At 53.5% G+C, this 22,593-nt stretch carries 15 protein-coding genes and 4 pseudogenes; 7 read left to right on the plus strand and 12 right to left on the minus strand.

The window, feature by feature from the left end:
• Positions 1–54: 54 nt before the first annotated feature.
• Positions 55–874: pseudogene (locus Hhyl2_RS00230) on the minus strand (IS5 family transposase); the annotation flags it as partial.
• Positions 875–957: 83 nt separating this feature from the next.
• On the minus strand, positions 958–1,899 hold the full coding sequence (locus Hhyl2_RS00235) for an alkaline phosphatase family protein (protein ID WP_483548701.1): 942 nt from the start codon (positions 1,897–1,899) through the stop codon (positions 958–960).
• A 502-nt stretch (positions 1,900–2,401) separates the two neighbouring features.
• On the opposite strand from Hhyl2_RS00235, the gene Hhyl2_RS00240 reads away from it, so the two are divergent.
• On the plus strand, positions 2,402–3,286 hold the full coding sequence (locus Hhyl2_RS00240) for an IS1595 family transposase (protein ID WP_483548702.1): 885 nt from the start codon (positions 2,402–2,404) through the stop codon (positions 3,284–3,286).
• Positions 3,287–3,302: 16 nt separating this feature from the next.
• Here Hhyl2_RS00240 and Hhyl2_RS00245 read toward each other — a convergent pair whose 3' ends face one another.
• Complete coding sequence (locus Hhyl2_RS00245; protein WP_483548703.1) at positions 3,303–4,517, minus strand: glycosyltransferase family 4 protein; 1,215 nt, start codon at positions 4,515–4,517, stop codon at positions 3,303–3,305.
• A gap of 160 nt (positions 4,518–4,677) precedes the next feature.
• Here Hhyl2_RS00245 and Hhyl2_RS00250 point away from each other — a divergent pair, with 160 nt between their 5' ends.
• A complete protein-coding gene (locus tag Hhyl2_RS00250; RefSeq protein ID WP_483548704.1) occupies positions 4,678–5,715 on the plus strand; it encodes a glycosyltransferase family protein in 1,038 nt (345 codons plus the stop codon).
• Between the two features lie 5 nt (positions 5,716–5,720).
• Here the strand turns inward: Hhyl2_RS00250 and Hhyl2_RS00255 are convergent, their stop codons facing one another.
• Complete coding sequence (locus tag Hhyl2_RS00255) at positions 5,721–6,740, minus strand: NAD-dependent epimerase/dehydratase family protein (protein WP_483548705.1); 1,020 nt, start codon at positions 6,738–6,740, stop codon at positions 5,721–5,723.
• A 22-nt stretch (positions 6,741–6,762) separates the two neighbouring features.
• Here Hhyl2_RS00255 and Hhyl2_RS00260 point away from each other — a divergent pair, with 22 nt between their 5' ends.
• On the plus strand, positions 6,763–7,692 hold the full coding sequence (locus Hhyl2_RS00260; protein WP_483548706.1) for a class I SAM-dependent methyltransferase: 930 nt from the start codon (positions 6,763–6,765) through the stop codon (positions 7,690–7,692).
• Here the strand turns inward: Hhyl2_RS00260 and Hhyl2_RS00265 are convergent.
• Positions 7,629–8,786 carry a glycosyltransferase family 4 protein gene (locus Hhyl2_RS00265; RefSeq protein ID WP_483548707.1) on the minus strand — a complete coding sequence of 386 codons (1,158 nt, stop codon included), beginning with the start codon at positions 8,784–8,786 and terminating at the stop codon, positions 7,629–7,631. The two genes, Hhyl2_RS00260 and Hhyl2_RS00265, sit on opposite strands and share 64 nt — an antisense overlap.
• Before the next feature lie 159 nt (positions 8,787–8,945).
• Positions 8,946–9,707, minus strand: a pseudogene (locus tag Hhyl2_RS00270) (IS1595 family transposase); the annotation flags it as partial.
• A gap of 121 nt (positions 9,708–9,828) precedes the next feature.
• Here Hhyl2_RS00270 and Hhyl2_RS00275 point away from each other — a divergent pair.
• From Hhyl2_RS00275 to Hhyl2_RS00285, 3 genes are all read left to right on the plus strand, one after another.
• Positions 9,829–10,821: a transposase gene (locus Hhyl2_RS00275; protein ID WP_483548670.1), complete on the plus strand. Its 993-nt coding sequence runs from the start codon at positions 9,829–9,831 to the stop codon at positions 10,819–10,821.
• A gap of 743 nt (positions 10,822–11,564) precedes the next feature.
• Positions 11,565–13,394, plus strand: a complete 1,830-nt coding sequence (locus tag Hhyl2_RS00280) for a hypothetical protein (RefSeq protein WP_483548708.1) — start codon at positions 11,565–11,567, stop codon at positions 13,392–13,394.
• A gap of 68 nt (positions 13,395–13,462) precedes the next feature.
• Positions 13,463–15,007 (plus strand): alkaline phosphatase family protein, encoded by a 1,545-nt coding sequence (locus tag Hhyl2_RS00285; protein ID WP_483548709.1) that lies wholly within the window; start codon positions 13,463–13,465, stop codon positions 15,005–15,007.
• Here the strand turns inward: Hhyl2_RS00285 and Hhyl2_RS00290 are convergent.
• From Hhyl2_RS00290 to Hhyl2_RS00315, 6 genes and pseudogenes are all read right to left on the minus strand, one after another.
• The gene (locus Hhyl2_RS00290) at positions 14,995–15,201 is read right to left on the minus strand and encodes a hypothetical protein (protein ID WP_483548710.1); all 207 of its coding nucleotides are present in this window, start codon (positions 15,199–15,201) and stop codon (positions 14,995–14,997) included. The two genes, Hhyl2_RS00285 and Hhyl2_RS00290, sit on opposite strands and share 13 nt — an antisense overlap.
• 48 nt (positions 15,202–15,249) lie before the next feature.
• Positions 15,250–16,170 (minus strand): polysaccharide deacetylase family protein, encoded by a 921-nt coding sequence (locus Hhyl2_RS00295; protein WP_483548711.1) that lies wholly within the window; start codon positions 16,168–16,170, stop codon positions 15,250–15,252.
• Between the two features lie 80 nt (positions 16,171–16,250).
• Positions 16,251–17,456 carry a glycosyltransferase gene (locus tag Hhyl2_RS00300; protein WP_483548712.1) on the minus strand — a complete coding sequence of 402 codons (1,206 nt, stop codon included), beginning with the start codon at positions 17,454–17,456 and terminating at the stop codon, positions 16,251–16,253.
• Positions 17,453–18,784 (minus strand): sulfatase, encoded by a 1,332-nt coding sequence (locus Hhyl2_RS00305; RefSeq protein WP_483548713.1) that lies wholly within the window; start codon positions 18,782–18,784, stop codon positions 17,453–17,455. The genes Hhyl2_RS00300 and Hhyl2_RS00305 overlap by 4 nt, the downstream gene beginning before the upstream one ends.
• 54 nt (positions 18,785–18,838) lie before the next feature.
• Positions 18,839–19,816, minus strand: coding sequence for a DUF1616 domain-containing protein (locus Hhyl2_RS00310; RefSeq protein ID WP_483548714.1), 978 nt, complete (start codon positions 19,814–19,816; stop codon positions 18,839–18,841).
• 549 nt (positions 19,817–20,365) lie between these two features.
• Positions 20,366–21,706, minus strand: a pseudogene (locus tag Hhyl2_RS00315) (ISH6 family transposase).
• 238 nt (positions 21,707–21,944) lie between these two features.
• Between Hhyl2_RS00315 and Hhyl2_RS00320 the strand changes: the two are divergent.
• A pseudogene (locus Hhyl2_RS00320) lies at positions 21,945–22,538 on the plus strand (IS6 family transposase).
• Positions 22,539–22,593: the final 55 nt, after the last annotated feature.

Raw genomic sequence — 22,593 nt, forward strand, 5'->3', positions numbered from 1 at the left:
CATAAGATCCTTCGGCTCTGTGGTTTCGATACACTGCGCTGGATTTCGCGGATATCGGACGCTCCGGCGAAGGTTGTAGACGGTCGCTTTGAGGATAATTTCACGGAATTCAAGCCACCAGCTTCGCGCACGCTCGGCGGTGTCGTGCGTGCGCTTGATCGTGGAGAAGACGGTTTCACACATCGCTCTCAGGCGGTATCGAGGCCCATCGATCCGCGCGTTGTGCGCGTGATCGATGGGCCGGAACTCTCGGTGTTTGATCAGCGGTCTTACGCCTTCTTTGCGGAGTTTTTCACGTAACTCCATCCAATCGTAGCCTTGTCGGCGACGAGGCTGGCAAGGTCGCCCGCGTTGCGGAGGGCGACCTGCCAGCCGAGCTGTGTGTCGTGACGTTTCTCGGTCGTACAGTGAACGTCCAGAATTGCTTGGCTTTCTATATCGACGAGAGCAGTTGTTTTGAGCGTCTGAGCGCGGTAATTCGTCCGACGGCAGTAATGCTTGCTAGCGTTTTCGCGGTCGAAGAACGTCGCGTCGATCGCGGCGTGACTGCTCGGGTCGTGCAGCTGCGCCGAGAGACGCAGCAGCACTCGCCAGAGTGCCGTCTTGATTCTGTCAAACCACTTCACTAGCGTCGAGTGGTGCGGGAGATCGGCCGGTTCAAGCCGATTTCCCCGAGAATATGTGGCATCTCGCTCAGCAGATCCAACTCCTCTCGATAGGACTTCTCCAAGTAAACCCGAAGACAATGGAGCGATACGACGGCATAATCGGCGAAGCCTCCATCCCCTTCGGGGGCGGCGACTTCGCCTCGGCCACCGACAGCATTTTTAGCTAACTGCACCGCTTTCTTTGTGAAGTGAGAGATCTTCGACATGGACATCGGCGGTTTCCCGCTTCATGCCACTAGTTCTGACGGTCGAAGACGATGCCTTCCAGCGATTCACCAGAGCCATGTGATTATACTTTATATCCTAAATGGCGCAATGTTTCATCTACAGATTCCTGTTCATTATCCTCCTGATTTGTAGGTCGTTCATCAATGATGGTTTTTCTATCACCTTGGTTCATTATACACCAGGGTACTTCAACTAAACTATTATTGTAAATTCCGTCAAAGTGACCATAATCTCGTATATTCGTATATGTATGCCTTTCACCAATCATTTCACCATGATCTGATGAAATTACTGTCTTTCCTTCCATTTTTTCCACCACTGATTTCGCTTCTTCAAATACAATATCAAAGCTTTCCGTGTATGCTTGTTTAACAATATCCCGGTTTACGCCTTGTGGCCTATATTCACCAACATCCAGATCCGAAAAGTATTTTCTAGCAGTTTCCCCGATAAATGGTGTATGAGGTGACGGATAATGAACTAATATTCGCTTGTTGGGATACTTTTTGATTGCTTCTTTCGCATGTTTTGACACTAATTCTATATGTGTCCGTTGCTTATTAATACGGCCGTCTGGAGTTTCTGGACTGCGAATAAAATCAATTGCATGTAACTCACCATCTAAATCATCCTTCATTTTATAGTACCACCCGTTTGAAGTTACATATACAACATCGTGGAGTTCCTGATCGAAATTTGCACGAACCCATTCTGGGCTGGCGCCTCCTTTAGATGTTTTCTTGTCTAAATATCCATATCCATTTCTTCTATCATTAAAAGTGTCATATCGAGTCGCATCTAAGATTATCAAATTGTCCCAGTCCTCGGAAAATACATTGATTCCATCTGTATTATATTTGTATCGACCGAATTGAGTATATATTGCTTTCTCAATATACCTGGCACCGAATCTTCTTTTTCTCAGTTTTCTGAGAGTTTTGTATAATAATGGTCCCGGTCCTTCCGATAGTAGGATACTTATTATCCGCTTAGATATCGACATACCCTGATAAGGACAGGATGGCTATTATATTTTTATTTAGGTAACCCAACAACTATTCGAGACTGTTTATTGGCTTGCGGTCAAACTTGGATCTTAACCTCTCCCTGAAAACATCGTATAGCCTATTGCATATCAAAAAGGTCATTTCACGGGGTTAGCGAAATAGTTGTTAGTACTCTCCTGTCGAGGGATGTGGACTACTGCTTTCTACTTCCTATAGCTGACTACTATCGTATCAGAAATACAGGAACTATCACTACCCCCAAATAGAGTGGACAGAAACCGTAAAGTCTCATTCGTTTTAAGGAGTGCTTCGGTTGATGATTTCAATCCTTAAAAAAGCGGCCTGATCGATCAACCTGTACTAAGTGTAGCTTCAGTTACTCACAGACAGATAGTCAGACTTGATTTCCTTCTACGCTCTTGGGAAGTAGATTGTTGATTGCGAGAGCTGCGGCTGAAAGTCGAAGAGGGCAAGGGCACCGCGCCAGCGGTGCCCGATATGTTCCCAGTGAGCCGATTTGTGTCGGAATCGGCTGCAGCGGACCTGCTGGAACAGGTTCGCTGGCGTGACGGCGTTGAGTGCCCCCGCTGCCGTTCTGACCTGACGGTCAGAAACGGCAGCTATCGGGTGTATCAGCGGTATTTGTGTAAGAATTGCGGTCGGACGTTCAACGACAAGACCGGCACGATCTTCGCTCACTCGAAGCTCTCGCTGAAAGAGTGGTTCTTCACGATCTACGTGTTCTTACGGTTTAACACGAGTATTCGGCAGATTGAGGCGGAACTCGATCTTTCGTACAGAACGGTGAGACGGCGCGTCGAGCGCTTCGCCAGAGCGCTCGACGCTCCTTCGATCACGCTGTCTGGACCGGTCGAAATCGACGAAGTGTATGTGTCTGCCGGTCTCAAAGGCCGCGAGCGCGACCAGGAGTCGCGCTCGCGTGGCCTGTCCACGCGCGGGCGTGGTTCGTACGACGGTGACAAACCGCCGGTGTTCACGCTGGTTGATCGTGGCTCGGACGATCGGTACGTCGTCCCAGCGAAATCCGCCAACGAATCGACCATTCGACTCCTGCTCGCCGACCACGAACAGGAGTCGCTGACCGTCTATACGGACGGATTTCGGGCCTACGAGCCGCTTGAAGAAGACGACGCATTCACCCGCAGACACGTCGTCCACGGCGACGGCGAATACGCCGACGGCGACATCCACGTCAACAGCTGCGAGAGCCACGCGTCGCTGACGCGACGGTGGCTCTCGCCCCATCGAGGGATCTCGAAAGACAAGCTAACACCGTATCTCAGAGCCTGTCAGCTCCGCTGCGAACTCTACAGAAAACCAGGTGACGAAGCACTCAAACATGCTCTCGACGCTGCTCTCTGAAAATCAACAACGTGCTTCACAAGAGCGTTCCTTCTATAATTTCCCTGATTTTGTCTTCATATTTTCCCCCCATAACTTCAACACTGAACTTATTCAAAACGTGGTTACGAGCTTGTCTCCCCAATTTCTCCCTCAAAGAATCATCAAAGTACAATTTAAGAATATGTTCCGATAGCGCTGCGACATCTGTTGGTTCGAACAAAAACCCGGTCTTTCCATTCTCGATTGCTGAGGGGATACCTCCTACCTCAGAGGCAATTACAGGGGTTCCGCAAGATTGTGCTTCTACCAAGGTAAACCCAAATGCTTCTATCAGCGATGGCAGTATATATAAATCACACAAATTATAATACATTGGAGTTTTTCTATGTTCAATACCGTCCGTGAAAATTACTTTTTCACCGACATCCAGTTCTTTGCAAATCTTTTTTAACTCCATTTTATAATCACCCGGTCCCGAAACAATTAATTTAACAGGTACGCCCTCGTCTAATAGTTCTGGGATACAATTGATCAAATATTTAATTCCCTTCTGCTTCGATATTCTACCTAAGTATAAAAGGACAAAATCGTCTTCATTCACATTAACTTGGGGCAATATGTCTGAATAATCAACCTCTGGATGGAATACATCAGTGTCAATTCCATTTTCAATCACACATAATGATTCATCTTGAATATATGGTTGCAATTGTGCAAACTGAGCAATGTGATCTGAAACAGCGATGTGCGCTTCGGATATTTTGTAACAATGTCTTATATTTGTGATATAAAATTTGGCATTTTTTGATATGTTGTAGCCAAATTTTAATACCGATCTGGGAGATGATAAATCCAGATTATTGAACTCATAATTTAATATTGACAATGGTGTATTATGCATAACAGAAACCATCGGTATCTCATGGCTCTTTGAATATTTGGCGTAGCCAGCTCCAGCCGCTGATTCGTTAACAATTATATCTATTTTATTAATTTTATTTATCTGTTTTATTTTTTTGTGACTTTCTTTATTATATTCATTTGAATATGTATCTGCAGGAGTGTTTGGTAAATAATAAGTTTTAATTCCTTCATCAATACTAATTTCAGTACCATCCTGCCTGCTCGTCGTAATAACAACGATATCGTGGCCGCGCTTCGATAAGGCACGCCCAAGTTTATTATGGTGGAATGCCTGCTCTCCACCCCGGTGTGCAGAGTCACTGCGTGTCAGAAAGCATATATTCATTGATTTTGTTAGATTGATTGGCCCCTATGACAATATATCTTATGAATATATTTTAGGTCAGGCTCTGAGAGTTGGGTACATTAATTAGATATCCCAGTGTGACGGACTCGGAATCTCTTTGTCATGATATTTATATCGATACCCTATCAACGTGGAGTGGATGAAGATTCTCTACCTCAGCAAGAATGTCTTCGACTACGGCGGTGCTTTCTATCAGCAGGACGTTATCAACTCACTCCAAAAACATCATGACTTGTTCCAATACGGACCAGGCCTCAACGAGTACGACAGAACGGACACTGTGACAGATATATTCTCGAAATGCCCGTTCATTCCTGATGTCGTATGCATCGGACACCAGTGGCTCGGTGACGATCCGAAGGCTCCGGTCGACCCCCATCCGCGACTCGACTTGAGTCAGACAGATATTCCGGCCACGATGATACTGAACAAAGAGTACAGGAATATTGATCAAAAACTCGCTTTCATCGAAAACAATGACATTGAACTTGTCTTTACTCACCACCACAACGCCTCAAAGTGGGAGGAGGAACACAATGCCGAGTTCGTGTTCTGGCCGTTTGCGGTCGACGACACACGCTTCCAGGACTACGGTGAACCAGATAAATTCGACCTTACCTTCTCCGGTATTCTTCGGAACCCAGATCGATCAGTCCCGCAGACTGACCTTCGGATTCGAGTTCAGAACCACCTCTTCTACTCCCTTGGAGAGTTCAAACTATTCAAGAAGCCACAATACAGAAACTACGACATTTTTTGGCGAGCCGAGCCTACAGCCCCGGCCTACCGCCTCGCGAACAGGATTCTCCACCGCGAGAAACGACTCTCCGAGAACGCTTACAAGAAACTGTACAACCGGAGTAAACTGTCGTTTAATACCCTCTCACCGATCGGCCTCGTCGGAACAAGATACTACGAGTCGATGGCCTCAAACTCGCTGACCTTCTGCCAGGAGTCCAGCATCTACTCTGAGTACAATCTGTTCGAACCCGGAGAGCACTGTATCACGTTCAGCGAGGATCTTTCGAACTTCGATGCCAAATTCAAGTACTGGGTGTCACACGACGAAGAGCGCCGAAAGATTGCACAGCAAGGCCACGACCACATCATGGAAAACCACACTTGGGAGACGCGGATTGAGACATTCACAGAGAAAATAAATCAGCGCTTTCTCTAATCGAGCTACCGTTCGTGGAGCAACTTCTCAAGGTTCTCTGAGACATATTCTTGTCCCTTCTGTTCTACATACCAGTTGATGGTCTCAGCCAAACCTTCCGAGAGAGACCACTCCGGCTCCCAGCCAAGCAGTTCTTTTGCCCGTGAGGTATTCGCTGCGCGGTGTTTGACGCCTACCGGCTTTTCTGCCTGATAGTTGATATCTGAGGGTTCCCAGTCCATGTGGTCAAATATTTCCTCCACAACAGTATTAATCGAAATATACTCTCTGATCCCGGCGTTGACTGGCGTCGCGTCTGTGATATGCTCGTTCGCGAGCAGGAGTGCATTCACGATGTCCGAAACATAGGTGAAGTTCCGTGTCTGGGCTCCGTCACCCCAGATTTGGTAGGGCTCTTGTTGGGCGAGTACTTTCGCTATAAGCGCGATTATTGCGTGGGTCTCGTTCTCTCGCGGACCGTATGCAGTAAATATGCGTACGATACTGGCATCAACACCATACTGTGTGTTGAACGCACGCAGAGAACGTTCACCCATAAGTTTTGCCCACCCATACGTTTCGTCGGCGTAGGCACCGCCACGTTCGTCGAAGCTGACCATTTCCTCGCGAAGTCTCTCTTTCTCCTGTTGGATGTCCGTCGGATAGACACAGGCACTGGAAGCGAACGTGATTGATTCGACGCCATTCTTGACAGCCGTCTCAAAGACTATATTGTCGAGTGCCATATTTGTCGCACAGTTCGCAGGGTAATTGGAGATGTAGCCCCGTCCGCCATGGTCCGCTGCAAGATGGAAGACAGACGTGACATCAGTTGTCGCTTTCTCGGCGAACGACATACGCCTAAGGTCACCTTCCAGTATTTCAATGTCGTCGATGACACCCGCGAGGTTCGCTTTAGTCCCACTTGAGAAGTCGTCGGCAACCCGGACCTGTGACCCCACTTCGACAAGTCGTTCCACAAGGTGAGAACCGATAAATGACGCACCTCCGGTGACGAGCACGCGACCGTTTTCAATGTTTGACATACTCCCCGTTCGATTGCGACATATGAATACCTCACGCCTGACCAGATCGCTGGCCGTCAGAATATCAAGTAAAGCAGACTCCTTTTATTCTTGCCACCGAATTGCGGCCATGGAAATTACACTGTACACAGAAGCCGACGATGTTTTCGATACTATCGGCCGCCCAGACTGGTATCCCGAAGCCGTGTCGTATCTGCGTGGAAACAAGGACGAAGGGTTATTTGGACTCTACCTCTATAATCTAATCCGCGACAATCCCTCGATATCGACAGTGATTAATATCGGGACTGCTCGAGGTCATTCTGCAATTTGTGCTGCCAAGGCGTTGCGAAAGACAGGGCGCTCCGGCATAGTCCACACTATCGACATTATTCATCCCGACGAATGTCGGAACTGGCATACGAATCACGCAGAGTCTGACCCTCTGGTCGATACGAAGACCTCTATGCGCAATCTCGTCAGTCGTTTCCACGACCCCGATTCAGAGACAGTGCCAATAGAGTTTCACACTAATGACTCTTCCATAGTCCTCGAAGAGTGGAATAGTGGCGCCCCCGATCTTGTGTTCCACGATGGCAAACACAACTACGAGACAGTAAGCAAGGATATTGCTTATGCCAATGCCATTGGTGACAGCCAACCGATACATGTCTTTGACGACTGTCATCTCCACTCCCCAGCATGGGTGTTTTGTCCGTTTGTTGATGGGATACCTAAATCCGTGTCGAAGATTCCGAAATTTAATGGTCTCGCAAATGTTCTCCGGCAGTTTCACCTATCGAGATATCCCTATCCAGGCGTCAACAAAGCGGTCGCGGAGGCAATGGATAAACGGACAAGTTGGGCACAGATAATCGCAGACGAGGATCACGCACCGATTACGACGCTCTACCCGGATAAGACAGAATCACGTTCGGACGCATCCTCAACCATTGCAGAGAACCGGTCATAGAAACGAGACTGAGAGTGCTCTTCTTGGGTACGTTCCAGACTTCGTTGCCCGAACCGGTCACGTTTGTCATCGTTTCCAATTAGGTCGTCAAGTTTGTTCCGTAGATCGTAATAGTTCCCAGATTCAAAGATGTACCCATTGTACCCGGACTTGACGTAGTCTTTCGTTCCATTAGCATCACTACAAATTACTGCTAAACCGTGTGCCATTGCCTCAAGATGTGAGATTGCTGCAGGTTCGTCGTCGCTGGGCAAGACAAAGATATCGTGGTTTGGATACACCTTTTGGACTGTGTCGTAGGAGACGTTAGACTCAATATCAACAATATCACCGAGATTATTGGCCTCAATGTACGATAGTATTTTTAAGTAGTATTCGTTATCATGCTCGCTGAGTGATCCTACGATTGTCGCTTCTAGTTTGTGCTCACGGACGAGGTCAGCGATACAACGCAGGAAGAGCAGGTGATTCTTCCGTAATTCGTGGAGTTTTCCGATCATGAGTACGCGCACAAGTTCGTTTGAGTTCCTGTCAGTTGGTGGGCTCAAGCTCATCGCGAATGGAATGTAATAAGAATGATACAATGGAATCGAGTCACTTGACTCGGCTTTGGCAGGGGAGTATCTCGTCGGCCGAGAATAAAAAATCATAATATGAATGAGAGCTACGAGTGTACGCCGCTTCCCCCAGCAACTGGTATTGGCTGGCGTCTGATCGTAATAAATAACAGTAATATTCAGTAGACGGGCATACAGGGTGGTGAGTAGGGTGGTCGCGGAGTAGTCACGAATCACAACATAGTCGGGCTTGGCGCACCGGAGGTACTGAAAGTACCAACCGAGGGAAGGGAAGCCATAGAGGTATAATATACGGTTAGTGAATGAATCCTCAAAGAGGTAGCTTATTAGCTGTGTAAGCAGTGAGAATCTGATCGCCTCGGGGTTGATGTACTGATTCACCTCACTTTCCCCCTTAGTTGATTCCCTAAAAACAAGCATGGAAACATTATGGTCACGTTTGATTAGGCTTTCAACAACTGGATGGAGGTTAGTATGATATCGAGGCTGTACGAATAGAACGGACTCATCATCCATGGTGAAACACGTGCCTCTATGGGTCTAGTCCACGTGGAATTAGAAATTTCGATAGTGCCGTCAGTGAAGATCGTACTCAGTACACCACAAAGCCAGCAAGTCAAGACATCTGAATGCCGAAGATATGTCCAGCGCTCTTGTGAAGCACGTTGTTGATTTTCAGAGGGCAGCGTCGAGAGCATCTTTGAGTGCCTCATCATCTGGTTTTCTGTAGAGTTTGCAGCGGAGCTGACAGGCTCTGAGATACGGTGTTAGCTTGTCTTTCGAGATCCCTCGATGGGGCGAAAGCCACCGTCGCGTCAGCGACGCGTGGCTCTCGCAAGTGTTGACGTGGATGTCACCGTCGGCGTATTCGCCGTCGCCGTGGACGACGTATTCGCGGGTGAATGCGTCGTCTTCTTCGAGCGGATCGTAGGCCCGAAATCCGTCCGTAGAGACGGTCAGCGACTCCTCGCCGTGGTCAGCGAGCAGAAGTCGAACGGTCGATTCGTTGGCGGATTTCGCTGGGACGACGTACCGATCGTCCGAGCCCCGATCGACCAGCGTGAACACCGGCGGTTTGTCCCCGTCGTACGAGCCACCCTCGCGCGTAGACAGGCCACGCGAGCTCGACTCCTGGTCGCGCTCGCGGCCTTTGAGATCGGCAGACACGTACACTTCGTCGATTTCGACCGGTCCAGACAGCGTGATCGAAGGCGCGTCGAGCGCTTCGCTAGAGCGCTCGACGCGCCGTCTCACCGTCTTGTAGGAAAGATCGAGTTCCGCCTCAATCTGCCGAACATTCGTGTTAAACCGTAAGAACACGTAGATCGTGAAGAACCACTCTTTCAGCGAGAGCTTCGAGTGAGCGAAGATCGTGCCGGTCTTGTCGTTGAACGTGCGACCGCAATTCTTACACAAATACCGCTGATACACCCGATAGCGCGGTGCCCTTGCCCTCTTCGACTTTCAGCCGCAGCTCTCGCAATCAACAATCTACTTCGCAAGAGAGGGTGTCATAGAACGAGTAGCACACCAAAGAGCAGGGTGAACGCTGAGGTGGATGAGTTCAGCGACCCTGCAAGATGATCCTTCGGTAGAGTCGTTCTTCAATGTCGCGGAAACCGAGACGCTAGCGTTGTTTGAGCATCTCTCCTTTGAGTTTCTCGAAGAGTTCGACGTGTTCGCCCCGGCGCAGACGGGGCGAACACGAGATCACGAACCACCAGAGCTGATGCGTGGCTTCCTCCATTGCTACTACCACGACATCTACGGCATTCGTCCCGTTGAGCGAGAGCTTCGGAACACGGTCGTTTGGCTGAGCTGTGGGTTCGATCGACCGCCGTCGAGAGACGCGGTCGATCGCTTTCTCACCGACCTCGAACACGTCGTCGACGAGGTCTTCGACCGACTCGTCGAGCAGGCCGCCCGGCGCGGCCTGCTCGATGTGACCTACTGTATCGATTCAACTGACGTGAGAGCGATGCCCGCCGATCAAGACGCGTCGAAGTGCTACGATCCAACCGACGACGAGTACTACTACGGCTACGGTTGCACGATCGTCTCGACCGGGCAAAAGATCCCGATTGCAGCCGAGTTCACAGAGAGTAAGCAAGCACCAGAGGAGACGGCGATGCGCGTCACACGTGACGCGCTCGCCGTCGCCAAGCCGATCTGGATGGTCGGTGACAGCGCCTACGACACGCTCGACTGGCACGACCACCTGCTGGCCGCAGGGGTCGTGCCAGTCGCCCCGTACAACGCACGAAACACTGACGACCCGAAAGACATCGAGTACAGGGTCGAAGACCGCATCGAACAACACAGCGAGGACGTTCAGCTGAAGCAGTCCACGTTGGATGAGACGTACAACCGCCGTACTGGAGTCGAACGAACCAACGAATCAGTGAAGGACTGCGGCCTCGGGCGAACGCACGCCCGAGGCCGCGTCCATGCACGAGCACAGGTCTTCCTCGCTCTGTGCCTTCGCCTCGTTGTCGCAATCACCAACTACGAACGCGGAGACAATCCGGGAAGCACGATCATCACGGTGTGACAAGAGTTCTATGACACCCTCACTAGTCTTAGCTATGTCGAGCTAGAGACAGCTCAAGAGTTGCTCGAAGCCTTCGCTGTCCACCACAACTCACGACAAAGTTAACGCGACCATCTCCTCTTGCGATGACGACTTTTCTGTGTCCTCATTACTGGGTGACTCCATGAGATCCCCGTTGAAACCCTAGGCGTGAAGTACGCCATGGAGTCCCCGAAGGTCAATCTATGATGTGCACCACCGAGTACGGGAGAATCACGGACCTCGGATGCGAAAGAACAGGAAGATTGGAATCGCAGCCACAACCGACTCGGTTGGCGGCGACTGCAAGCCCGCAGCGATGTCGTTCTGCTCACGCATTCAGGACTCCAAGAGATACCATGACCGCACCCACGCTCCGGAGTTTCGCTTGCTGGGGTAATGCTCCAGACTAAACACTATCGTCTGGTGGCAGCCAACTATGTCGGCAAAAATAGTACAAACGGTTCTTTTATTATCGCAGGTCTTTTTCTGCACCTCAGATGCTGCCCGTAGCTCCTCCATCGGATGATAGAACTCTCCTTTATTCCTCTTCTACCGACATCTTGAGCGTACAGCGTGCTATTGTACATTGTTCTCTTACGACACTACTTGATTTGAACCATCAGATTGGGTTGGAACGAAAGAAGATTCCGAGGAACCGATGAGAATGGTTGTACCCTATTTTAGGATAACTGGTGACGCCTGATCAAAGATACGCTAGACTAATGTCTCGGAACGAATCCCCACACCGGTTCTGGCTGCTCATGGTGGCCGCAATGGTACTTGCTGGAGTGGCATCTGCTTACTTCGTGCTCACTCAGGAGCGTATCTTCTTTTACCCGACTGTGGTCGTGTTCTTGGCGCTGTTCACGAGTTTGCTGGTACACCGATTCCGGACCGCCAGAGAGGGACTGGCACTCAAGATGAACCCGCGCTTGCTCGACATCGCCATCTTAGTCGGTATTATCCTAACTGTGGTCGCATCAAGGGCCCAACCAATCGGGTTACCGACTCTCTACTACGTACTGGTGACGCTCACTGCACTGTTAATCGTGGTTCGTATCCTGTTGCAGCCATCGCTGTTCGTCCTCGTTGAGACAGTCTTGCTTGGGCTGACGATCCGGGCCTCATTCTGGTACGCTGCCCCCGTCATCGGTCAGGACACGAAACTCCACTTGAGCATCGTTCGGTACGTGAACGAAACTGGAACTCTGGTTCCGCCGGACATCGTCTACTATTACTGGTATCCCGTCGCCCACGTTGTTACGAGTTCGCTCTCGCAGCTAGCTGGCTTCTCCCCTCGGATTGCCCAACTTTGGACTATTTCGGCACCGTCTGTCGTGCTACTGGTTCTGCTAATTGGCATTGCCCGCCAGTTGTTGGACAGTTCCAGAAGCGCCTATCAGGTAGGGATGCTCGCCGTCCTGCTAGTGGTGGTAAACCCACGCCACATCACGAGAACCGGAAGTCCGGTCCCGCAGTCACTGGCCATGACGCTGTTGCTCGTCGTCCTATTCCTGTTCATCCAGCGCAGAGACTATGCGAAGGCCGCCCTCCTATTCGGCTTCACCGTTATCATTTCCGCGACACACAACCTCACACCGCTGCTCCTGATGACGGCGATCTCCATTCTGTATCTCGGCGAGTGGGTTACGGCTCGAGTCACCGCGCTGCCGAAGCATATCGACATCTCGTACGGCCCGCTGGTCGGTATCGTCTGTCTCGCGATTACCATTCAATATTATATCGTCGCGTCGTACCTGTCACTCCAGGTCGGTCGCGTACTGGGGATTCTCTTTTTCAGGGGCGGCATCGACCAAGACGTAGACACTTCACTTATCGCTGCGGGTGGACAGATCGGGCTACTTGACCCACTGCTTCACATCGGTGCGGACCTCTTCGTCTATCTCTTCGCCATCGTGTTCGTGTTCACGATAACATTGCTGAAATGGGAAGGGGACACCGTAGAGCAGTTTGACCTGAGTTGGTACGCCATGTCCTCTGCGATGGTCATCACGGTTGGCACCGCAGTGTTCGTCGCTGGTTCTCAAAACACGGCTCGGGCACTCGGTGTTCTGGCGCTGCTTACGGCACCAGTTCTGGGCTACGTGGCACAGCAGAGCGCACGGATCCGAGGGGGGACCATACTCGCTGTCCTGCTCGTTGTCTCGTTCCCACTCTTGACCGCCGTGGCCGCGGATCAGGGCCTGCGAAATCCGGGAATGGCGCCGACCGAACGCGAAAACGACGTGCGCATCCACCTGACAAACGAGGAAGTCGCCGCCATGGAGTTCGTGCTAACGACCGGCCTGCGACCCCTGTCGGATGGGTACGTGGCGTCCTCTGCGGCTGTTCAATCGCTCCAGACCGGGTGGGATGGTCCAATCGAATCGATGGGGAGCGTCTCGGAACTGCCCGGTGACAGGACTATCTCCAGTGACCGTCCCGTGCTGTATCGTTCGTACGTCGAGGAGTACCGGAATATAACCTATTCGTCCGAGTGTTCGGTGTTCTATGATTCCGGAGACGCTCAAGTAATTAGGTGTGATCGCTGAACGCGGATGAGGTGGAATACCGCGACGTACCAAACAGATTAAAACCCCGTTTATCTTACCCACCGATAATGACTGAACCGAAGACAGTCGTCCTCGGGCTCGATGGCGCTCACTACGAACTCATCGAGCCTTGGATAGAAGACGGGCACCTGCCGAACGTCGCTCGCGTACTCGACGACGGTGTCACGGCCGACCTCCAGTCCGTCCTCCCGCCGGTCACGTCACCGAACTGGAAGGCCTACATGACCGGCAAGAACCCCGGGAAGATAGGAATCTACTGGTGGGAGAACATCGACACCGACGAGCAGCGGGTCTACTATCCTTCCGAACGGAAGAACGCGAACACAGAGTTCTGGGAGCTATTAGCCGACCAGGGTGGTGCTGGGGTCATCGGCACGCCGACGACGTATCCGCCGAAGTCGGTCGACGGGTTCGTCGTGGCCGGTGCTCCTGACGGCGAGAACGACGGGTACACTACCCCGTCCGACGTCGAATCGCTACTCGAATCCGAGTTGGAGTACCGTGTGACGAAGCGTCACCGCCTCAACGTAGACCGGGACGCCGCTGTCGAGGAGATACTGGAGCTTATCGACAAGCGATTCCGGGCGGCCGACCGACTGCTCGAAGACCACGACGTCGAGTTCCTCCAGGTGACGACGTTCTATCTGAACTCACTGCATCACTTCTTGTGGGACAGCGAAGCCACGCTCCGGGGCTGGCAGACCGTCGACGAACATCTCGGTCGCTATCTTGACCGGGGCCACAACGTCGTGCTCATGAGCGACCACGGCTCCACTCGCATCGAGACGGCGTTCAATATCAACTCGTGGCTCGAGTCGGAGGGGTATCTCGCTCTCGATACCGGGACGTCCGACTTCCTGCACCGCTTCGGAATCACGACCGACCGCCTGATTCGCCTCGCAACGGCGGTCGGTGTCCAAGACATCGCCGAACGATTCGTCCCGGAGTGGCTGATAAAACACGTCCCGGATGACTCGGGCGAGTTGACCCGAGAGAGCAAGACGGACAACGTCGACTGGCAGTCGACGACCGCCATCGCGAGTGGTCAGGGACCGGTGTATCTAACCGCTGACCCGTCCGATCCGGCATACGAATCCACACGAACGGCACTCAAAGACGCCCTCGAAGGACTCACTGACCCCGCAGGCCGGCCGATAGCCGCCGCCGTCCACCGTGGCGAGTCGGTCTACGACGGACCGTACATCGACGAGGCGCCGGATCTGGTCGTCGAACAGCGACCGGGCGTCCACATCACCGGCGGCATCGGGCGGGACGAAGTGTTCACCGATCCGAACGAGGACGGGTGGCTCGGCGAGAACAAACGGTCCGGGCTTTTCGCAGCGACCGGCCCCGACTTCACGAGCGGCGTCCTGTCGGACCTCTCGATACTCGACCTCGCGCCGACGTTGCTCCACCTGCACGGAACTGCCGTTCCGACCGACATGGACGGTCGGGTCGCGATGGACGCGTTCAGCGAGACGAGTGACGCACGGGACCGGCAGGTCCAGTATCGCGACGTCGAGGGACGCAAGCGGGAGCGCGAGCGGATACGAAACGTCGCCCGTCAGGTTGACCTGCCTCACTCTAGGTAGCCGAGGTCTTCGAGTCTGTTGGTGACGCTCTCGTCGTCGCTGGCAGTTCTGTTGTCACGCTCTGTCTCGGCTTCGAGTTCTCGAACCACCGTCTCGATGATGACTGCGCCGTACGCTTCGGCGGATTCAAAACCGTTCTCCGCGGCCCGACTGGACAGCAGTTCGTACACCTCGCGGTCGATATCTAGTTCCATACTACGACAATTGCCACAGCCAAGGAAATAGGTTCTTTTCTGTGGCCGTCACGGTGCCGAGAGGTTAGCCATCGTTCGAACTTCAACGTCACCATCTTGTTGGGCTCGACCGAGTCGCTCGATGAACTGCTTGACGATGGGGAACTGCACGTCGTTCGAGATGTTGAACAGATGGCTCCACAAGTGGGTTGACGACTCCGTATCGATAGTGCGGTCGAGAGCGCTACGGAGATACCGCCTGTGGATGGCTTTCCGGACCTGACGTGGTAACACCCGAAACGCGGGGTGGGGCGGTTGCTGTCCTATCTGTAAGTACGGTGCCGACAGTGACGTGTTCATGCTCGTTGGCGTTTCGAGTATGCCGTCGACCCGTGTTGGCTCTCGAACTGGATGACTGCGAGTGAGATAGTGCACGAACCTCTCGGTGCTGGTGCTGGGCGTTTCGCCCACTGGAACCCGGACACGGTCGATACTGCTGCGTCTGAGGACAGCACGGCTTGGAGGGCTGTGCCGGGGTGGAACGAGCGATACCGGGGCGTCCAGACCGTGCGCTTCATGCACCGAGCCAGCGCGACGCAACTCCCATTCGAGGATATCTTCGGAGAACTCCGCACACGGGATGTGGGTGTAGGTGTGTGTGCAGATTTCGTGCTCGACAGTGGCCTCCTTAATCCGGTTGAGAACATCCGGCGCGTGATACAGATGTTTGTCTGTCCCGTCGATGAGTGCCGTGGGCCACCAGTCGTCGGTGTGTGGCGACTGCTCGATGCCGTGGCCCGGGGAATTGAGCAAGTAGCCGACGATGTCGAAACTTACTGGCACGTCGGCGCTGTCACACACCGCGAGTAGACGGTCAAGCGTCCGGTGTTCGATAGCGCACTCGTCGGAGAACAGCTCCGACCCGTCTGTCTTATCGTGGAATCCCCAGCCCAGCTCGATTTCGAGACTGAGCGTCACTATCCCCGGCATCTATCGACCCTCCCGGGTGACGCTCCATGACTGCGCTCCGAGTTTCGGCTCACACATAACCAACTGAGAACACGCCGTGTTCATGCCTCTTCGGTTTCTTCGGACGTCACCGATGCCATCGCATCGAGAACGCTCTCGGTGAACTGTTCGATGGAGAATCGCTCGGTAGTCGCGTCGTCTGGATCCGTCTGGCTGCTGGAGACAGTTTCGCTGATTGCTGTGGGCATCGACTCGAGTGTCGCCAGAGTCAGTTTCGGGTGGTCGATTTCCGGGAGGATGCCGACGGGTGTGGCGACAACTGGTGTCCCGAGAGAGAGTGCCTCGAAGACGACGGTCGGGTACGCCTCAGCCGAGGATGTCAACACCAGTACGTCGGCGGCTGCGATAATCTTTAATGTTTTTTTGTGTGGTTGGTGGCCCAATAGGTCGACCCGATGGTCGACATCTGAGTCAGACACGGTACGTTCAACGACTGGACGATAGTCACCGTCCCCGACTAGTAGCAACCGGAAAGACTCGGATAACTCAGTGAGCAACTTGACCGCCTCGTCGGGTCTCTTTATCCGAACACACCTACCGACTGAGACGAGAATCGATTCACTCTGCTTGACCCCTAACTGGTCGCGTACAGACCCGATATCGGTCTGTTGTATGTCTTCGATAGCGGTTTGATCAATGAGCCCATGTACCAGTCGAACGTCCGACCGAGATCGCTCTTCGATTCGGTTGCGGACTGTGGGTGTTCGACACAAAACGAGGCGACTCATGAACAGCGTAAAAATAATCGCCTCGAAAAGATTCCTGAAATCAAGTGGATGCAGTTCAGTTCGTTCGCTAGGGGAGTAGCCGACGTAGTTCACCACAGGGATACGATATAGGAGACCGAGCAACTTTGCAGTTGGGTGTAGCAGGTGGTTAGTTGAATAGATTACATCAAAACGTTCGGTCCAAAGGATCCTCATTAGCCGAGCAGTGAGTACACAGACAAACAGGACACGATGAAAGACATTCCATAGCGAGTTCGGATGCCCACCAGCGGGGGTCGCAGCAAATGGTCGCCGGATTTCGACTCCATCAACGCGCTCTTTCGACGGCATCTCAGCCCCCCGTGGTGTGTACACCGTTACATCGTGTCCACGTTCCGCACTCAATCGTGAAAAGTTCCAGTCCTCGAACGCTCCGCCGGATGTGTCTGGGTAAAAGTCTTCCGACAGTTGTAATATATTGAGCCTGTCTCCCACTGCTTGTCCACCAGTGGTGCCCGAGGGCGGATGAGTGTCAGTCATTTGTACCCCAGTGCCTCGAGCCGGTCGGAGACATCGTCAGGAACCTCCGCACCCACCGTGTCGTCCGCCGTGGTCAGTTTCGAGTTGCTCTCCTCGTAGAGTTGGTCAAACAACCCCGTAACACTGTCGTCGGCCTCCTCAACTGGGACTTCGGACGCTTCGCCCGTTTGAACGTCGAAGAGGCGTTTCGAGACGATGCGGCCGGACTCCGTTTCTCGATCCATCTGACACAGCCAAGACTCGCTACGGAGTGCAAATCGCCTGATATTCGCGTCTTCATCCTCTCCCTGTGCGCTGCTAAACACGGGCCTTGAGACTGATTTCTTCCGGGGCCCCTCCCGGGCGTCAGCGAGCGGTATCCCCGGGAGCGAGGAAGCGTCGAGACCAGCCCACGCGAGTGCGGTCGGGACGATGTCGAGGGTGCTGACTGGACCCTTGACGACGCCGGTGTCACTGTTTGGTGTCGAGATGATGAGCGGTACGTGCAACAGCTCCTCGTGTGGGTACCGCGGATGCGTGTAGTATCCCCATTCCCCGAACGCGTCACCGTGGTCGGCGGTGACAACGATGAGCGCGTCCGAAAACAGGTCCCGTTCGCGTAATGCGTCGAAGAGTTCGCCGAGTTTGGCGTCGAGATATCTAATTTCGCTATCGTAAAGATCGACAAGCAGTTCCTGTTCTTCGTCGGTGATGCTTTCCGGGTCATCGATGGTCCGCTGATAGAGTTTCTGTGCCGCATTGTTCGAGAGAGACTCCGAAGTGTACTCCCGATATGTGTCCGGCGGATTGTAGGGTCCGTGAACGTCCATGTAGTGGTTCCATAGAAAGAACGGGCCGTCCGTCTCCGAGCGGGAGTCGAGCCACGAGAGCGACCGCCGGTTGAGTTCCTCGGCCCGAACGTGGTACGTTCCCCGATTGAACACGAACTTGTTCAGTCCCCGCTGTATGAGCGCTAACAGGCGGTTGTTACCGAGATAGAGATCGTCATAAAACTTATCGAACTCACCGTCGTAACCGTAGGCCCGCGAGAGGTACGGGTTCGAGTGAAATCCGGCAGTGGTGTATCCCGCCTGTTTGAGGTGACCAGCCACGCTGTCGGTCACGAGCCGGTATCCTGACGAAGCGAATGTATGAGGGGGCTTTCCAGTGAGTAGCGACGGGACTGCCTCACGGGTATGCGAACTGGCAGATATGGCGTTGGAAAACGACACACTGCTGCCAGCTAATTTGTCCAGTTGAGGGGTCGTCTCCCGATGGTATCCCTGATAATGGAGATGGTCCGCCCGGAGCGCGTCAATGGTTAAAAATATAATATTTGGGTTTGGCACAGGCAGCAATTGATTCTTCCAGTTCTAAAGTATTGTTTTCCAAGATGGGCACTACTAGCTCGGTGAGCGTAGCGAGCCGTTTCGATACCAGACGATAGAGGCCCGATATGCGGACTCGCGGTCCGGTTGACTTGGAGGAGTATCTCGGTAGAGGTACGCTGCAATCCGCCAGTTCCCTGTTTGTGTCGGTGGTGGCACCGCAACGACCTGCTGCCAAGACTGGTTGTGTCGGAGTCGGAACGTGTACTCTTCGATCAGTCGCTGCCGTTCAACGGTGACGGATTCGCCGGCGACGGCGGCATCCTGAGACGCCACCACGAGATGGTACTCAGTCGGTTTGAACTCGTTGTTCTGAACCCCGACAGTAGCGGCCCCACTGGTTGAACGGTCGCCCGTAGAGATGTTCGCTGCGGCCGGTGAATTGGCTGGGAGCATGTACAGTTCAGAGTATGACTGGCCTGATTTCGGCACGGCCATGGCGTAGGCTACTGTCGCTGTCGCGACTAGAAGCGTCGCGACAACTGTGATGTTTAGCAGCAGTTCATTGCGTGAATCGTCCGTTACCGATCGTTGAAACTGCGCCCGTAGCATCTCAGTTGTCACTCGACACTGCTTGGTCACCGGGAGCGACCGGCGGCGGTACTGTGCGGCAAGACAGCACGCACACATAGTCGTGGAAAGAGCGGCTGCTACTGCGGGCGCCGTAACACCAACGCCGGCCCAAACGGCGGCCACAGCGATAGCCGCCACGACGCCAATGCTGACCGCGACGGACAGGGCAACGCGGTACACCATTTCGTACGGTTTTGAATCGGCGAACGCGCCCATCTGTGGGAAGAGAGCGATAATGATTGGCCAACCGGGCGCAAAGAGCGTCATCACCAGTCCTGCGAAGGGGCGAACAAAAGTTTCTCGCAGACCCGGTGTGAAGACCGCTACAGGCCCCAGTACCGCTACGAGGCCCACCGCTACCAGATCGAACGAGAGTTCTCGCACCCGTCGTGGAAACAGCAAGCGGAGATTGACGGACATTCTCAACCTGTCCTTTTACATGAGACCTGAAAACCACTCGGGTTTGTTCCTGCTGAAACGACCGGTCGCAATGTCGAGACATGCTCCATCGCGCGTTACGATGAGTCCGACCCCGTCAACCTCGTCATTGAGTGCGCTGACGGCGTGTCACTCGCCCGCCGGCAGAACGACCCTCCGAAACAAGAGTGGTTCGTCCCCGGCGCCGCATTCAGAAGGGCGAACCATCTGCGAGGCAGTCCACCGGGTCGGCCGCGAAGAGTTGGCGTCAAAATGACTATCGAGACGGAATTGCGTACCTACGACCACTTCTGGGAGACGACCGGGGTTAAAAAGACCGGCGGAATACACTACGTCGTCCACAGTTACCGCGTAACGCCCGACTCGGAGGCATCGAACTGGACGACACGCACGACGGCAGCGGCGTGTTTCAGACCGGCGACCTCCCCGAAATCCATTCCTACGTCAAGGCGTACCTGATCGACGCGAGTCTGATAAAAGACGCTGATTGAATGTACCGCCCTCGGAACCTTGGTCGCGTCGCAAAGCAGTCTAGAGTTTGCCTCTGGTGCTCTCAATTGAGAGGTCACAGCTCATTGCTGTTTTGGTCGATCGGTGGAGCAGTCCGTCGAGGAACGATTGGTAGTACTCTGGATCGGCATACTTCACCAGCCGAAGTTGGAGTATCGCCTCTAATCCCTCTGCTGTCCAGCGCATCCACTGGTTCTTACAGCGCTTGCTGACTTCCCCTATCACCCGTTCGACGGGGTTCGAGGTCCACGGCACCTCGAACCCCTCGATGGCCTGCTCGGCAAACGTCACAATCGACGGCAACCACCGCCGGAGATACCCCGAAGCCTTCTCTGACCCGTACTGATCCAACTGCCACGCTGTCTTCTCGATACGCTCGGTCGTTCGCGCGATCCGCTCGCGGATCGCCGCGAACTCCTCGTCTGGACGGTGTTTTGCGACCGAGTTCTTCAGATGGAACACCTCGTCGATCACCTCCGAGACGATCTTGTTCCGTCGATCCAGGGAGAAGACTCCGTCGTCCCAGAGGTTGTAGTCCAGCGTCCGGCCGACGTGGACGAGATCGATCTGGTGATCGCGGTTCTCGTCGGTAAAGGACGTAACGATGCCGTCAGCCGCGTCACTGACGACCGTCGCGTCGTCAGTGACTGCGTCGATGTCATCAAGGCCAGCTGCTGTCTCGTCCCAATCAGCGTTCACCGAAAGATCCAGCAGGGAGCGTGACTCCTCGGCAGTATCTTCGCCGAGCGTGGCTTAGACGGAGTGGTACGAGCGGTCGTCGTCTTGGCTGTGACACTTCGTACCGTCAGGAATGACGGCGTCAGCGTCTGTGTCAGCGACACAGTCTGGAAGGAACTGCTTGAGCTTGCTGCCGTATTCTCTGGCGCGGCGGTTAATCGTGGTCGGCGACGGCATCTTCGAGAGGATGCCGTCGCCGTGGTCAGCAGCGTCACGATAGGTGAGCGAGGTAGCGAGATCGGCGCTTTTCGCGGCGATATCCTGCTGATAGCGGTTTTGCCCGTCGAAGTCGAGAACGTCTTCGACGGGCCGGAAATAGCTGGGTTCGTCGTGGTCAGCGGCGGTATCTTCGACGTAGTGAAGGTTGAATTCGTGTTCACCGGCGGTTGTGACGGCTGTGCGGGTGTCGGTACCGGCGCGTTGGAATCGCTGATCACCATTGCCGTGAGCGTGTTTCTCGCCACAGAGCGCCTCGACGCGAGCGGCGTCGAGGCTCTCGACCAGTCCTTCGAGAAGAACTGATTCGACGCTCTGGTCAGTGATGAACTCGGCAAGCGTGGCCAGCGGTATCGTTTTGTCGTCGTCGATGCTAACCGTCAACCGCACGTCGATTGTGGCGTGCATGGGACACCTCTTGGGTGGACACCAGAGGCGTCCCGTTCCTCACGGGAGCCAGTTGCTACTGAACTCTAGAGGACTTTGCGACACGACCGGAACCTTGATAAAGCTTCCATCAGGTCCCCCTCAATACAATATTTGGCTCGCTCGTCGGCGGTGTATAATTAAGGGTGAAAAGTGAGGCGGGAGAATTTCTTACTGCTTTATGACAGAAATCACCCGCCTCAACGGCAATAGAGAGTAGATTGATTTGGATTTTGTGGAGCGCGAGCGGACACCCGAGTCGGCGATGGCGTTTGGAATTTAATCGCGCGTTGCGGGACTTTCGCTGTCTAATACCGTCGAATTACTCGATTGTTTGGGTGTCCAACGGAGTCGAAAAGCCATTCACGATTGGGTACAAAAAGCCGATCTACAGCCCGAATCTGGATAACTCTGAATCAGGCTGCACTTGACGAAACGGTGATTCGCATCAACGATCAGCAATTCTGGCTGTACGCTGCCGCCAATCCGCAGTGGAACGAACTGCTTCACGTCCGATTGTTTGCGACAATTACGACCACTCTCACGGAAATTTTCCACGTAAAATCTGAGAAAAGCAAGATGTTGAAACTGCCGTCTTTCTCGTTGATGGCGCTCAACACCTCCAAACTGTACTTCAACGAACTGGCCACCGATTTCAGATGTGTCGCCACGGAAATCGGAACGCCGTCGAACGGATTTTTGAGAGCTGAAGTGTCGAACCTCGTCGTTTTCTAACTGCTTCAACCACGTCAAGCCGGAAACAGTCGAAAATTGCTTGCAGAGTTTCGCTCGCTGGCACAATACTCCAAACTAAACACTACCCTTGCGCTTATGCCGGTGTTAATTACGGATTTTGATCCGGCACCGAA

The sequence above is a fragment of the Haloarcula sp. H-hyl2 genome, assembly GCF_056934385.1.

What these genes read in the sequence shown, in the direction of transcription:
- Hhyl2_RS00245 (WP_483548703.1), bottom strand. Translation starts at nt 4,517, where the DNA reads ATGAATATATGCTTTCTGACACGCAGTGACTCTGCACACCGGGGTGGA.
- Hhyl2_RS00275 (WP_483548670.1), top strand. Translation starts at nt 9,829, where the DNA reads ATGAGTTCAGCGACCCTGCAAGATGATCCTTCGGTAGAGTCGTTCTTC.
- Hhyl2_RS00285 (WP_483548709.1), top strand. Translation starts at nt 13,463, where the DNA reads ATGACTGAACCGAAGACAGTCGTCCTCGGGCTCGATGGCGCTCACTAC.
- Hhyl2_RS00250 (WP_483548704.1), top strand. Translation starts at nt 4,678, where the DNA reads ATGAAGATTCTCTACCTCAGCAAGAATGTCTTCGACTACGGCGGTGCT.
- Hhyl2_RS00265 (WP_483548707.1), bottom strand. Translation starts at nt 8,786, where the DNA reads ATGGATGATGAGTCCGTTCTATTCGTACAGCCTCGATATCATACTAAC.
- Hhyl2_RS00260 (WP_483548706.1), top strand. Translation starts at nt 6,763, where the DNA reads ATGAATACCTCACGCCTGACCAGATCGCTGGCCGTCAGAATATCAAGT.
- Hhyl2_RS00235 (WP_483548701.1), bottom strand. Translation starts at nt 1,899, where the DNA reads ATGTCGATATCTAAGCGGATAATAAGTATCCTACTATCGGAAGGACCG.
- Hhyl2_RS00300 (WP_483548712.1), bottom strand. Translation starts at nt 17,456, where the DNA reads ATGACTGACACTCATCCGCCCTCGGGCACCACTGGTGGACAAGCAGTG.
- Hhyl2_RS00240 (WP_483548702.1), top strand. Translation starts at nt 2,402, where the DNA reads ATGTTCCCAGTGAGCCGATTTGTGTCGGAATCGGCTGCAGCGGACCTG.
- Hhyl2_RS00310 (WP_483548714.1), bottom strand. Translation starts at nt 19,816, where the DNA reads ATGTCCGTCAATCTCCGCTTGCTGTTTCCACGACGGGTGCGAGAACTC.
- Hhyl2_RS00295 (WP_483548711.1), bottom strand. Translation starts at nt 16,170, where the DNA reads ATGCCGGGGATAGTGACGCTCAGTCTCGAAATCGAGCTGGGCTGGGGA.
- Hhyl2_RS00280 (WP_483548708.1), top strand. Translation starts at nt 11,565, where the DNA reads ATGTCTCGGAACGAATCCCCACACCGGTTCTGGCTGCTCATGGTGGCC.
- Hhyl2_RS00290 (WP_483548710.1), bottom strand. Translation starts at nt 15,201, where the DNA reads ATGGAACTAGATATCGACCGCGAGGTGTACGAACTGCTGTCCAGTCGG.
- Hhyl2_RS00255 (WP_483548705.1), bottom strand. Translation starts at nt 6,740, where the DNA reads ATGTCAAACATTGAAAACGGTCGCGTGCTCGTCACCGGAGGTGCGTCA.